The following is an 11,930-nucleotide window of genomic DNA, read 5'->3' as shown; positions in this document are numbered from 1 at the left end:
TGATGTCAAAGAAAATTATGGCAAAGAACGTCGTTGTCATCGGCACCCAATGGGGCGATGAAGGTAAAGGCAAGATCGTCGATTGGTTGACCGATCACGCCCAGGGTGTGGTGCGCTTCCAGGGCGGCCACAATGCAGGCCACACGCTGGTCATCGGCGGCGTCAAAACCGCGCTGCAACTGATCCCGTCGGGCATCATGCGTCCAGGCGTCGCCTGCTACATCGGTAACGGCGTGGTCGTTTCCGTGCCGGACGTGCTGCGCGAAATCGACAAGCTCGAAGCCGTCGGCGTCGAAGTCGCCTCGCGCCTGAAAGTGTCGGACGCGGCGCCCGTGATCCTGCCTTACCACACCGCGATCGACCTGGCGCGTGAAGCCAAGCGTGGCGATGCGAAGATCGGCACCACCGGCAAGGGCATCGGCCCGGCCTATGAAGACAAAGTGGCGCGCCGCGCGATCCGTATCGCCGACCTGCTGAACGAGAAGCGCTTTGCCGAAAAGCTGGCTGAAAACCTCGATTACCACAACTTCGTGCTGGAAAACTACCTGAAGGCGCCGAGAGTCGACTATCAGAAGACCCTCGACGACGCGCTGGCCTATGTGCCGCGTCTGCGTCCGATGGTCACCGACGTGTCGAGCGCGCTGTACAAGGCGCACAAGGCCGGCGCGAACCTGCTGTTCGAAGGCGCGCAGGGCTCCCTGCTCGACGTCGACCACGGCACCTACCCGTTCGTCACCTCGTCGAACTGCGTGGCCGGCAATGCCGCCGCCGGTTCGGGTGTCGGTCCTGGCATGCTGCACTACATCATGGGCATCACCAAGGCTTACACGACGCGCGTCGGTTCCGGCCCGTTCCCTTCGGAACTGCCAACGGATGCGGGCGTCGGCCACCACCTGGCGCAAGTCGGTCATGAATTCGGCACCGTGACGGGCCGTGCCCGCCGCTGCGGCTGGTTCGACGCCGCCTTGCTGCGCCGCTCCGTGCAGATCAACGGCGTGACGGGCATGTGCCTGACCAAGCTGGACGTGCTGGATGGTATCGAAACGCTGAAACTGTGCACCGGCTACACCATCGACGGCGTGGCCACGGACATCTTCCCATCGGGCGCCGAAGAAGCCGCCCGCTGCGTACCGGTGTACGAAGAGATGCCAGGCTGGACGGAAAGCACGGTCGGCGCGAAATCGCTGGCGGCGCTGCCGGCAACGGCGCGCGCTTACATCAAGCGCATCGAAGAACTGGTCGGCGTACCGGTGGACATGGTTTCGACCGGTCCGGATCGTGAAGAAACGATCGTGCTGCGTCACCCATTCGAGTAAGCTGCTGGACACAATCCGCCGCAAGGCGGATTTTTTTAATCACGCTAATAATAAGATTCCACTATCATGACTACCCCACAATCGAACGATCAACACCTCTGGGTCAACTGGGAAGAATACCACCGCCTGATCGAGCGCCTGGCGCTCAAGGTCTACGAATCGGGCTGGAAATTCGACCAGGTATTGTGCCTGGCGCGCGGCGGCGTGCGTCCCGGCGACGTATTTTCGCGCATTTTTGATTTACCACTGGCCATCCTGTCGACCAGCTCCTACCGCGAAGACGCGGGCACGGTGCGCGGCGACCTCGATATCGCCAAGTACATGACCATGACCAAGGGCCCGCTGGCCGGCCGCATCCTGCTGGTCGACGACCTGGCCGATTCGGGCGTCACGCTGGACAAGGTCACGCGTCACCTGAAGGAAAACTTCCCTGACGTGACCGAAGTCAAATCGGCCGTGATCTGGCTGAAGGGCTGCTCCGTCGTGCGTCCCGACTACTTCCTCGACGAATTGCCGCACAATCCGTGGATCCACCAGCCGTTCGAAGACTACGACGGCCTGCGTCCGCACCAGCTGGCGGCGTGGATCAAGAAGGGCGAAGCAGGCAAGTAATTGCGTGCGCGCTTGCAAAAAAAAGACGATCGTGTATCGTCTTTTTTTTCGTCCAAGGAAATGCGATGACCATACTCACGACGGCGCGCCTGCGCCTGGAACCGATTACGGAAAACCACTACGAGCGCATGCGCACGCTCAACACCGATCCCGAGGTGATGACCTACCTGAACGCGGGCCAGCCCGAAAAGGAAGAGGACACGCGCGCCGCCGTCAAGCGCGTCACGGGCCGCTGGGCCGAGTGGGGCTATTCGTGGTGGGCGCTGATACGCCTCGATGATGGCGAGATGGTGGGCATGGCCTGCCTGCAGCATCTCGATGGCGACAAGAGCAAGCCGCACGAAATCGGCTGGCGTCTGGCCCGCACGGGCTGGGGCCAGGGCTATGCCAGCGAAGCGGCGGCCGCCATCGTCGCGCATGCGTTCAACCTCGTCGGCGCGCCCGAAGTGGTGGCCGTGGCGCACCCGGACAATGCCGCCTCGATCAAGGTCATGACGCGGCTGGGCATGCAATACGTGGGCATGGAACGCCATTACGATATCGATAGCGTCGTGTACCGCCTGGCGCGCCCATGACGGCAAGGCCGAAGTCCTTGACGCTGGGCTGCGCCTACGGCGTGCGGTTTTCGCCCGATGGCGCGCGCCTGGCTGTGCTGGGGCGCGACCTGGTCCTGTGGGACGTGGCGGCACGCCAGAAACTGTGGCGCGGCAAGTTCATCGCCCACTGTTCCAGCATGGCCTTTTCGCCTGACGGCGACCGGCTGGCCATCAAGAGCACGACGGGCCTGCAGGCCGTGGTGGATGCGCAGGCGGGCCAGTTGCTCGTGAACTTCCAGAACAAAAAAGATGGCGAAGGCTGCGGTCCCGCGTGGTCGCCGTGCGGCCGGTATCTCGTCGACGGCGGCTGGGATGGCCGCCTGCGCGTGCGCGATGCGCAGACGGGCGACCTGCTGTTCACGCAGGCGCACCCTGGCGAAATGCTGCGCGCAATCTACGCCATCGATGGCGGGCGGCGTTTGCTGGTCCTGCATGGCGTCAAGTCGGTGGAGGAAGGGCAGGTGCAGCCGCCCGACTACTGCAGCGTGTGGGACTGGCCATTGCAAGCGGGAGGCGGGCGCGTGGTGCTGTCGCTGCCCAAGCTGGCGTCGTGCGCCCCATCGCCCGATGGCGAGCGCCTGGCCGTGCTGCATTACGCGGGCGGCGACGAGTATCTGTCCGTGCATGCGATGGACGATGGCCGTTTGCTGGCCACGGCGCCCGTGGAAGCGGGCGCCGGCACGGGCGACGCCTTGCGCTGGCTGCCCGACGGCAGCGCGCTGGGACGCATCGGCAAGGGCAAGCTGCTGTTCTACGGCTGGCCGGGTCTCGGCGTCCTGGCGCAGGAAGATTTTGCGTATCCCTGCGCGCTGGACTTTTTGCCTGGCCCGCCATTGGCCGCCATCGGTTCCTGGGAATCTGGCATGCTGATGGATCTGAACGTTCACAAGGAAACTCCATGATCACCTGCTACCTGCGTTACATCATCGACCCATACAAATTGCGGGAATTCGAAGCCTACGGCAAGCTGTGGATACCGCTGGTCGAACGCTTCGGCGGCCAGCACCACGGCTACTTTTTGCCATCGGAAGGCGCCAGCAACGTGGCGCTGGCCATGTTCTCGTTTCCCAGCCTGGCCTTGTACGAGCAGTACCGCAGCGACTCGATGCAGGATGCCGAATGCCAGGCCGCCTTCCGCTATGCCGAGGAGACGCGCTGCATCGTCAGCTATGAGCGCAGTTTTTTCCGCCCCGTGTTTGCCTGAACAAGGTCAATCGCGCTGCGGCGCGCCCAGGGGGAAGAGGTGGCGGTACGGGCGTGCTTCTTCCACCGCGCGGGCGAACGACGGGCGGGCCAGCAGGCGCGCGCGGTAGGCGCGCAGCAGGGGCAGCGCCGCGGGAATCGGCTGCGTCCAGTCCGCATAGAACAGCGAGGGAGCGGCGGCGCAGTCGGCCAGCGTAAAGTGGTCGCCGGCGGCCCACGTCTTGCCGGCCAGGCGGGTTTCCAGCCAGGCGTAGGCGAGGTCCAGCTTGTCGCCGGCGAACGCGCGGCCTTCCTCGGCCTTCTCCGGGTCGCCGCTCAAGGCGGCACCGACGGCATGCTGCACAGGTGTCATGACGTGCAGGTCGAAATAGCGGTCGAGAAAACGCACGTCCAGCACCTGCATGGCGCCGTCCGGCAGCAGGCGCAGGGGGCCCGGATGGGCCAGTTGCAGGTATTCGATGATGATGCTGGTCTCGGCGACGTTGCGCTCGCCGTCCACCAGCAGCGGGAATTTGCGCAGCGGCCAGCGCTCCAGCCATTGCTGCAAGTGCTCGGGCATGTCCGGCGCCAGGCAGCGGAAATCGAACGGTATGGCGTTTTCGTACAAGGCGACGAGCACCTTTTGCGTGTACGAGGAAAAGGGATGGCCGTAGAGGATCAGCGGCACGGTGGAATCTCCTGTGCAAGGTTGGCAACACGCGCGTGTGGCAACGATAGTGGAATGACAGGATCAATGCAAGCGGTCCGGGCCGTTCCGCTTGCATCTGAGGCCCGCCTGCCGCCTAACTCAGGTTTGCCAGATAGCGCAATCCCGTGATGCTGGGGAAGAAGCAATACACGCCGCCGCGCGTGACGACGCTGCGCGAAAAATGCTGCAGTTTCGTATTGCCGCTGCCCTTGGCGCCCACGCCGGGCAAGGTGAAGGAACTGACGCTCGGGTCGTTGATTCCCAGGAACACGTCCTGGCCGCTGATGTTGAGCGTGGCGTTGCCCGCCTCGGGACCGGCCGGGCCGACGGCCGATTTGACGAAGGTAGCGTCATCGTTCCATTGCTGCATCAGGAATTCGAACTGATTGCGCAGGTTGGCGTTGATGAAATAGCCGACCAGGCCCCGCTGCTCTGCGATGGGTGTCACCGGATCGTATTCGCTGCCGTAGGGCATGGCGCGCCGCACGATGCGGTGGTGGCGGGCCGAGGTGCCCACGACGCCTTCGTCGCGCGGATTGTTGCGCCGGATATGCGCGCCGACCGGGCATTTCAGGCCCAGCGTGTCGTCCCGCTCCGGCTGCGCATCGACATAGTGAAAGCGGTTCAGGCTGGCGTTCGGCAGCACGGGCCCCGGTTCGTCCGGCGCGAGCACGAGCGGATTGCCGTTGCGCCAGCGTCCGCACATCTTGGCGGCCACCATCTCGGTACTGAGTCCGGAACTGGCCGCGCCCTGGCTCAGAATGCTGTCGAACAGGGGCACGTCCTGCTCCAGGATGCGGAAGGCGGCATAGCTGCCATTGGTGGACAGTTGCGGTGGCTGCACCTGGTAGGTGCCGCCGTTTTCATTCGGATAGCCGAGCAGGAATTCGCCCGTCTTGACGCTGTTGAGCGGGTCCGGGTCGTATGCGCGTTCGTGCTTGCGCGGCGGGGCGCCATCGACGTCGGGCTGGGCGATGTTGTCGCGGTAGCCGAAATGCACGCGGTTGCCTGGCAGGGCCACGCCATCGTGCGCATACAGTTCATGCCAGCCGGCGGCAAAGGCGCCACGCAGCTTGGCCGACGTTGCCTGCAGCACTTCCTCCGATTCGCTGACCCACAGGCTCAGCATCGCATGCACCTGGCCGGCTGTGGTGGCCGGCCCCAGGTTGCCGAGCCAGTGTTCGGGGGCACTGTCGCCCACGTCGCCCACGGCGGCGACGCTGGCCGGATCGGCCGCACCCCGTTGAAATGCCTGGTCAAAGGTGGCCAGCTCGGCCGCGGTTATCCCCAGAGCCGACAGGCCGGGAGCGGTAAAGCTGAGGTTCAGGAAGCAGGGCGGCTTGGGGTGGATATGGCGCGCGGTGGTAATGGCCGGCAGCCCGTCGCTGCCGTCGAGCAGGGCCGCGATGGTGCGCCGCGCCTGCGCCGCATCCGTGATGCTGAAGATGAAATGGCGCGCCAGGTTGACGCGGTAGCCGCGCAGGATCGTGCCTTGCACGTCGTCGTAATCGATGGTGGGATCGGCCATGCTGTCTCTCCGGGGGCTGGGGTGGTGGGGCCGCTTGCGCAGCCCCGGCGTGGCGTTTTCTTTAGACGGAAGCGAGGATTTGCTGGACGGTCTGCGGATAGGCGTTATACAGGCCCGTGTTGGGCACGTGCTGCGAGGCGTCGTTGGCGGTGATGAAGGCTTCGAATGCGGCCACATGGTTGGCAACGGGCATCAGCGCCTTGCCGCCCACGACAAACTGCAGCAGCGCGTCGAATACTTCGCCCAGCTGGGCCACGAAATCCTCGATGTAGCCATTGAAGCTGCCGTCATACTCGGTGATCACGCCGATGATCAGGGTATCGGAAGTGCCCGTCTTGCCAATGTTGGGCAAGAGATTGGCCTGCGAGCGGTCAAACAGGACGAAGCGGGCAAAGTGCACGGTACCGATGTTGGTGAGGGCGGTATTGATCTTCGTCTGGTATTCCTGCAATGCTGCGGCGATGGAGATCGGATTGGTGCCGGGTAGTACCGGCATCATTAAGCACAGTGGATTTGCCATGGAAGGCTCCTCATTACGTGGTTGTCGGGACGACCGACACTACGCCGCGGCTCCTGCTGCGTCAAAAACTATATTTTTGCATTTGTTGCTAAATGCATACTATTGCAACATGATAGTTGCTATGAAATGTGGTCTCATGTGGATAGTTGCCGAGGCTGGCCGGCGCTGGCGGACACTCTGCCGCCAGGCGGTTCCGGCCCGTTTCGGGAAGCGCAAGTGGCGCCGCCCGCAGGCCGGGTTCTCGATGGTTTATTTTTGCAGGCTGGGACGGCGCCTCAATCCTCGGCCTGGAATTCGCTGGCCGAGACGAACAGGTCCCACGAGGCGATGAACAGGGCCGCGACCACGGGGCCGATGACAAAGCCGTTCAGGCCAAACAGGGCCATGCCGCCCACGGTCGACAGCAGCACCACGTAGTCGGGCATCTTGGTGTCCTTGCCCACCAGGATAGGGCGCAGCACGTTGTCGACCAGGCCGATGACGAAGACGCCGAAGGCGGCCAGGCCCGCGCCTTGCCAGATGGCGCCCGTGGCCAGGAAGTAGACGGCCACGGGCGCCCAGACGAGGGCGGCGCCGACGGCCGGCAGCAGCGACAGGAAGGCCATCAGCACGGCCCACAGCAGGGGTGCCGGCACGTCGAGGAACCAGAACGCCAGCCCGCCGAGGGCGCCTTGGGCGATCGCCACGAGGATGTTGCCTTTCACGGTGGCGCGGATCACCGTGGTGAAATTGGTGAACAGGCGCTGCTTGTACTTGCGGCTCAGCGGCACGGCGCCCTTGATGCGGGCCGACAGGGTCGAGCCATCGCGCATGAGGAAAAACAGCAGGTACAGCATGATGCACAGGCTGGTGAGAAATTCGAAGGTGTACAGGCCCACATTGATGGCTTTCACCGCCACCACCTGGCTCACCTGCGTGGCGCCCTCGGCCAGCTTGTCCTGCATGCTGGCCAGGCTGGTCAGGTTGAAACGGTCGAGCAAATTGATCAGCCATTGCGGCAGCACGGCCATGATTTTATTGAAGAACATGGCGACCGTGAATTCGCCAGAGCGTACCATTTCCACGACGCTGGCTGCCTGGTTCACGAGCGATACGGAAATGAGCGACAGCGGCAGGATGACGATGACGATGATCAGCAGCAAGGTCAGCAGCGACGCCAGGCCGGCGCGTCCCTTGGTTTTCAGAAGCAGCCAGCGGTACACGGGCGCGAACAGGATCGCCAGGATGACGCCCCAGAAGATGGCGCCCGCATACGGCGCCAGTATCCAGCCGAAGCCGATGGTGACGATGCTCAAGAGGAGCAGGAACACTTTCTGGTGCAGCGTGAGGGTATGCATGGGCGGTAGCGGAATGATAAGGGTTGAGTTGTCCCATCATAAGCGAGGCATGGTGCGGCGCGCCATACAATTGTCTCGATGCGTGCGCGAGCGCACCTGGCGCCGGCGGGCTGGCAGCGCGGTGGCGGCAATTCCAGTAAGCTGTCGTTCCAGGCGTTCCATCCCGGGCGCTGTTGACTTTGACTTCAGGAACGCGCGTGGCCGACAATATTCACTTTTATGAACCTGCGCAGGGCCATGGCTTGCCGCATGACCCGTTCAATGCCATCGTGGGGCCGCGGCCCATCGGCTGGATCGCCTCGCGCAGCAGCGAGGGCGTGTTCAATCTGGCGCCGTACAGCTTTTTCAACGCCTTCAATTACCATCCGCCGCTGATCGGTTTTTCCAGTATCGGCCGCAAGGATACCCTGCGCAATATCGAACAGACGGGTGAATTCGTGTGGAACCTGGCCACCCGCCCACTGGCCGACGCGATGAATACCAGCTGCGCACCGGCGCCGCCCGAAGTCGATGAATTCGCGCTGGCCGGCCTGACGCCGGCCGCCTCGCGCATCGTCAATGTGCCGCGCGTGGCGGAAAGTCCCGTCTCCTTCGAATGCCGGCGCACGCAGATCATCGAGCTGCAAGGCGTCAATGGCGACGGTGTCGGCAGCTGGCTGGTGCTGGGGGAAGTGGTGGGCGTGCACATCGCGCGCCACCTGCTCAACGATGGCGTGTACGACACGGCGGCCGCCGCGCCGATCTTGCGCGGCGGCGGTCCGGCCGATTATTTCGAGATCGGGCCGGACAGCCTGTTCCACATGCGCCGGCCCGCCTGGCCGTAACATCATGCAGGGAGCGGATGGCGCTCCCTGACGATGCCGCGATAGATCAGCCACGTCGCCACAAGGCTGATGGCGCCGGCGCCGGCCATCCAGTAGCCTGGCGCCGCCTTGTCGCCGGTGCTCTCGATCAGCAGGGTCGATACCAGCGGTGTCATGCCGCCGAACAGCGCGGTGGCCAGGCTGTAGGCCAGCGAAAAGCCCGTGGTCCTGACGCTGGCCGGGATGATTTCCGTCAGCGCGACGATGGTGGCCCCGTTGTAGCTGCCGTAGAGGAAGGACAGCCACAGCTCCACCATCAGCATGTGGTCGAAACTGGGATGGGCGACCAGCCACGACAGGGCCGGATACGCGGTCAGCACCGTCAGCGCCGAGCACACGGCCATGATGGGCCAGCGGCCGATGCGGTCGGACAGCGCCCCCATGACGGGCAGCCAGATGAAGTTCGACAGGCCGATGCACAAAGTGACGAGCAGGCTTTCCTCGGTACTCAGCTTGAGCACGTTCTTGCCGAAGGTCGGCGTGTAGACGGTGATCAGGTAGAACGCGACCGTCGTCAGCACGATCAGCATCGTTCCGGTGACCACCAGCGGCCAGTTGAGCGCGATCGTCTTGAGCATCTGCCGGAACGTCGGATGCGATTTGCGCGTCAGGTAGGCCTCGGTCTCCTGCAGCGAACGGCGGATGTAGAACACCACGGGGATGATGGAGCAGCCGATGAAGAACGGGATGCGCCAGCCCCAGTCCGCGATGAATTTCTTGCTCAAGGTCTCGTTGAGATAGTAGCCGAGCGCGGCGGAAAAGATGATGGCCACCTGCTGGCTGGCCGATTGCCAGCTGACGTAGTATCCCTTGTTGCCGGGTGTCGCCATCTCGGACAGGTAGACGGACACGCCGCCCAGTTCCACGCCGGCGGAAAAGCCTTGCAGCAAACGCCCGATCAGCACGAGGAACGGCGCCAGCAATCCGATGGTGGCATAGCCGGGCACGAAGGCGATCAGCGCCGTGCCGGAAGCCATGATGGCCAGGGTCAGCACCAGGCCCTTGCGGCGGCCGATGCGGTCGATATAGCTGCCGAGGATGATGGCGCCCAGCGGCCGCATGAAAAACCCCGCGCCGAAGGTGGCGAACGTCATCATCAGGGCAGCGTATTCGCTGGTGGCGGGGAAGAAGGCCTTGGCAATGTACGTGGCGTAAAAGCCGAACAGGAAAAAATCGTACATTTCGATGAAGTTTCCGCTCGTCACCCGGATGACGGTGGCGATGCGCGAGGGCGGACGCACTTGCGCGCGCGGCGTTGCGGCCTTGGCGATGGGTGCGGCGGTGGAGGGAATGTCCATGATTTACCTATTGATGAAAGATGAGTGACGCACGCCTAGTGCATTGCTGGCGTTGGCGCCGGCGCCGCCGCCGGTTCCAGTCCGGTCGCTTCGATCGCGCCCGCGTTGGCAGGGGCGGCGAGGAAGCGCAGCAAGGCGCGGCCGGCTTCCGGTTCCTTGCCGCCCGGGACCAGCGCCGCCGAAAACTGCGTCATCTTCTGTACTTCCGGCGGCAGCAGGCCGACGATGTCGATGCCATCGACCGGCAGCAGCTCGCTGCGCTGCTGGCAGCCGAAATCGGCCTGGCCATGCGCGATGATTTCGCCGACGGGGGTGGCGGGAATTTTTGCGGCCTTGCCTTGCATCTGCTCCGAAATCTGCAACTTGTTCATCAGCTGCGTCTCGATGTAGACGCCGCTGGCGCTGTCCGAATAGGCGACCTTGTCCGCCTTCAGGAAAGCGCTGCGCAAGCCCTCGGTGGTGCTGATGTCGGGCTTGGCCGCACCGCGCCGCACGGCGCAGGCAATCGGTGAATTGGCCAGCACCACCTTGCTGCCGGGGACCAGGCGGCCTTCCTGCATCAGTTTGTCGAGCGCGTCACCCACCATGATGACGACGTCGATCGGCTCGCCGCGCGCCAGGCGCGCCGGGATCGCATTCTTGGTCGTCCCCATCGACGGTCCCCATTCGGAAACTAGGTGGTCGCCGCTGGCGCGCTCGTAGGCAGGTGCCAGATTTTTGTAGGCCTGGGCGAAACCGCCCGAGCTGACCACGCGGATATCGGCGGCATGGGCCGCGCCGGCGGCCAGCAGCATGAAGCCGGCCAGTAGGGGGGCGGAGCGCCGCACGAGGATATGTTGAAGCATGGTTGTTTCTCCTGTCGTTAAAATTTGTGCATGAGGCCGAGCGTCAAGCCCATGCCTTTGCGGTCGTTGGCCCGCGTTCCCGTGACGCCGGCCGCATCGCCTTGCCACGTGGTGTAGTCCGATTCGAGATACAGGGTCGAGCGCGGCGAGAGCGTTTTTTCGAGGTAGGCGAAAGCACGCTGGAAGCCGTCGTCGACGTGGCCCGTGGCGCTGCGCCGTACCTTGTAGTAGGCGGTCGTGAGCAGCACGTCCGGCGCCATTTGCCGGCTTACGCCGGCCGATATCACGCTCTGCCGGACCGACTTGCCGGCGCCCACGTCGGCGCGGTTCAAGCCCAGGTTGGCCTTGAACTGCCAGGCGTCCATCTTGTAGGCGGCGCCCACGGTGGCGGCGTCGAGGCTGCGGTTGTCGCGATTGCGAAAGCGCATCACCGCCCCGGACACGGCCAGCCCCGCCTGCTGGTACGTCAGGGCGCCGCCCCAGGTCGACAATGGCGACGTGGCGCCCGCCACCTCGCCAAAGGAATAGGCGGCGCGCGCCACCACCGGCCCGAGGTTGGCGCTGGTTTTCACCATGTTGTCGAGCCGGTAGAAGTTGTCGGCATAGCCGCTGCTGCCGTATTGCTGGCCGAACGAGTGGCGGCCAAAAGCCGTATTGCTCAAGCCCGTGATGTTCACGTTCGGATTGAACGAGGCGTAGCGGATGCCCAGCGGGTCCACCGGTGCGATGGCGTCGGCCAGCAAGGTCGCCTGGCGCCCCAGGGTCACGGAGCCCAGCGGCGACTTCAGGCCCACCCACGCTTGCCGGTCGAACAGCTTGTCGGATTTGGCCGCGCTGCCCGTGTCCAGATTCAGGCCGCCCTCGAGGCGGTACAGCGCCTGCCAGCCGCCGCCGAGGTCTTCCTGGCCGCGCAGGCCCCAGCGGCTCGTGTTGTTGATGCCGCTGCTGACGGAGGGCGTGGTGCCGCCGGGCGTGGGTGCATTGGCGGCGTTCAAGCCTTTACCATAGCGGATGCCGGCATCCGCGATGCCATACAAAACCGCGCCGCTCTGGGCCAGGCAGGTGCCGCTGGCCGCGAACAACAGCGCGAAAGTGGAACAATGTCGCATGGTGTCTCCATCTTT

Annotated in this window: 13 protein-coding genes; 6 read left to right on the top strand and 7 right to left on the bottom strand. The window is 64.3% G+C overall.

Annotated features, from left to right (window positions below; translation table 11 throughout):
- Positions 1–2: 2 nt before the first annotated feature.
- The 5 genes from SKZ59_RS21975 (at position 3) to SKZ59_RS21955 (ending at position 3,728) form a co-directional block, all read left to right on the top strand.
- Positions 3–1,316, top strand: a complete 1,314-nt coding sequence (locus SKZ59_RS21975; RefSeq protein WP_319992952.1) for an adenylosuccinate synthase — start codon at positions 3–5, stop codon at positions 1,314–1,316.
- Between the two features lie 66 nt (positions 1,317–1,382).
- Entirely contained in the window at positions 1,383–1,928 is a 546-nt protein-coding gene (locus tag SKZ59_RS21970) for a phosphoribosyltransferase (protein WP_034752020.1), read from the top strand.
- A 65-nt stretch (positions 1,929–1,993) separates the two neighbouring features.
- The gene (locus tag SKZ59_RS21965; protein WP_319992951.1) at positions 1,994–2,503 is read left to right on the top strand and encodes a GNAT family N-acetyltransferase; all 510 of its coding nucleotides are present in this window, start codon (positions 1,994–1,996) and stop codon (positions 2,501–2,503) included.
- Positions 2,500–3,426 carry a WD40 repeat domain-containing protein gene (locus SKZ59_RS21960; RefSeq protein WP_319992950.1) on the top strand — a complete coding sequence of 309 codons (927 nt, stop codon included), beginning with the start codon at positions 2,500–2,502 and terminating at the stop codon, positions 3,424–3,426. The genes SKZ59_RS21965 and SKZ59_RS21960 overlap by 4 nt, the downstream gene beginning before the upstream one ends.
- On the top strand, positions 3,423–3,728 hold the full coding sequence (locus SKZ59_RS21955) for an NIPSNAP family protein (protein ID WP_034752016.1): 306 nt from the start codon (positions 3,423–3,425) through the stop codon (positions 3,726–3,728). The genes SKZ59_RS21960 and SKZ59_RS21955 overlap by 4 nt, the downstream gene beginning before the upstream one ends.
- A 6-nt stretch (positions 3,729–3,734) precedes the next feature.
- Here SKZ59_RS21955 and SKZ59_RS21950 read toward each other — a convergent pair whose 3' ends face one another.
- The 4 genes from SKZ59_RS21950 to SKZ59_RS21935 form a co-directional block, all read right to left on the bottom strand.
- Positions 3,735–4,394 carry a glutathione S-transferase family protein gene (locus tag SKZ59_RS21950; protein ID WP_319992949.1) on the bottom strand — a complete coding sequence of 220 codons (660 nt, stop codon included), beginning with the start codon at positions 4,392–4,394 and terminating at the stop codon, positions 3,735–3,737.
- A 115-nt stretch (positions 4,395–4,509) separates the two neighbouring features.
- Positions 4,510–5,943 carry a hypothetical protein gene (locus SKZ59_RS21945; protein WP_319992948.1) on the bottom strand — a complete coding sequence of 478 codons (1,434 nt, stop codon included), beginning with the start codon at positions 5,941–5,943 and terminating at the stop codon, positions 4,510–4,512.
- A gap of 61 nt (positions 5,944–6,004) precedes the next feature.
- Entirely contained in the window at positions 6,005–6,463 is a 459-nt protein-coding gene (locus SKZ59_RS21940; protein WP_319992947.1) for a hypothetical protein, read from the bottom strand.
- A 275-nt stretch (positions 6,464–6,738) separates the two neighbouring features.
- Positions 6,739–7,800: an AI-2E family transporter gene (locus SKZ59_RS21935; RefSeq protein ID WP_139089956.1), complete on the bottom strand. Its 1,062-nt coding sequence runs from the start codon at positions 7,798–7,800 to the stop codon at positions 6,739–6,741.
- 197 nt (positions 7,801–7,997) lie between these two features.
- On the opposite strand from SKZ59_RS21935, the gene SKZ59_RS21930 reads away from it, so the two are divergent.
- Positions 7,998–8,624: a flavin reductase family protein gene (locus SKZ59_RS21930; protein ID WP_319992946.1), complete on the top strand. Its 627-nt coding sequence runs from the start codon at positions 7,998–8,000 to the stop codon at positions 8,622–8,624.
- Between the two features lie 2 nt (positions 8,625–8,626).
- Here the strand turns inward: SKZ59_RS21930 and SKZ59_RS21925 are convergent, their stop codons facing one another.
- The 3 genes from SKZ59_RS21925 to SKZ59_RS21915 are packed head-to-tail and all read right to left on the bottom strand — an operon-like array spanning position 8,627 to position 11,915.
- Complete coding sequence (locus SKZ59_RS21925; RefSeq protein WP_319992945.1) at positions 8,627–9,961, bottom strand: MFS transporter; 1,335 nt, start codon at positions 9,959–9,961, stop codon at positions 8,627–8,629.
- Positions 9,962–9,996: 35 nt separating this feature from the next.
- Positions 9,997–10,806, bottom strand: coding sequence for a substrate-binding domain-containing protein (locus tag SKZ59_RS21920; RefSeq protein WP_070301512.1), 810 nt, complete (start codon positions 10,804–10,806; stop codon positions 9,997–9,999).
- A gap of 17 nt (positions 10,807–10,823) precedes the next feature.
- On the bottom strand, positions 10,824–11,915 hold the full coding sequence (locus tag SKZ59_RS21915) for a porin (protein WP_319992944.1): 1,092 nt from the start codon (positions 11,913–11,915) through the stop codon (positions 10,824–10,826).
- Between the last annotated feature and the right edge of the window lie 15 nt (positions 11,916–11,930).

The sequence above is a fragment of the Janthinobacterium sp. GMG2 genome (genome assembly GCF_033949445.1).
In the GTDB taxonomy this organism is placed as follows: Bacteria; Pseudomonadota; Gammaproteobacteria; order Burkholderiales; family Burkholderiaceae_D; genus Janthinobacterium; species Janthinobacterium aestuarii.
Note: the sequence above shows the minus strand (reverse complement) of the source record. Positions and strands in the feature narration are given on the sequence as shown.

What these genes read in the sequence shown, in the direction of transcription:
- SKZ59_RS21975 (WP_319992952.1), top strand. Translation starts at nt 3, where the DNA reads ATGTCAAAGAAAATTATGGCAAAGAACGTCGTTGTCATCGGCACCCAA.
- SKZ59_RS21970 (WP_034752020.1), top strand. Translation starts at nt 1,383, where the DNA reads ATGACTACCCCACAATCGAACGATCAACACCTCTGGGTCAACTGGGAA.
- SKZ59_RS21965 (WP_319992951.1), top strand. Translation starts at nt 1,994, where the DNA reads ATGACCATACTCACGACGGCGCGCCTGCGCCTGGAACCGATTACGGAA.
- SKZ59_RS21960 (WP_319992950.1), top strand. Translation starts at nt 2,500, where the DNA reads ATGACGGCAAGGCCGAAGTCCTTGACGCTGGGCTGCGCCTACGGCGTG.
- SKZ59_RS21955 (WP_034752016.1), top strand. Translation starts at nt 3,423, where the DNA reads ATGATCACCTGCTACCTGCGTTACATCATCGACCCATACAAATTGCGG.
- SKZ59_RS21945 (WP_319992948.1), bottom strand. Translation starts at nt 5,943, where the DNA reads ATGGCCGATCCCACCATCGATTACGACGACGTGCAAGGCACGATCCTG.
- SKZ59_RS21940 (WP_319992947.1), bottom strand. Translation starts at nt 6,463, where the DNA reads ATGGCAAATCCACTGTGCTTAATGATGCCGGTACTACCCGGCACCAAT.
- SKZ59_RS21935 (WP_139089956.1), bottom strand. Translation starts at nt 7,800, where the DNA reads ATGCATACCCTCACGCTGCACCAGAAAGTGTTCCTGCTCCTCTTGAGC.
- SKZ59_RS21925 (WP_319992945.1), bottom strand. Translation starts at nt 9,961, where the DNA reads ATGGACATTCCCTCCACCGCCGCACCCATCGCCAAGGCCGCAACGCCG.
- SKZ59_RS21920 (WP_070301512.1), bottom strand. Translation starts at nt 10,806, where the DNA reads ATGCTTCAACATATCCTCGTGCGGCGCTCCGCCCCCCTACTGGCCGGC.
- SKZ59_RS21915 (WP_319992944.1), bottom strand. Translation starts at nt 11,915, where the DNA reads ATGCGACATTGTTCCACTTTCGCGCTGTTGTTCGCGGCCAGCGGCACC.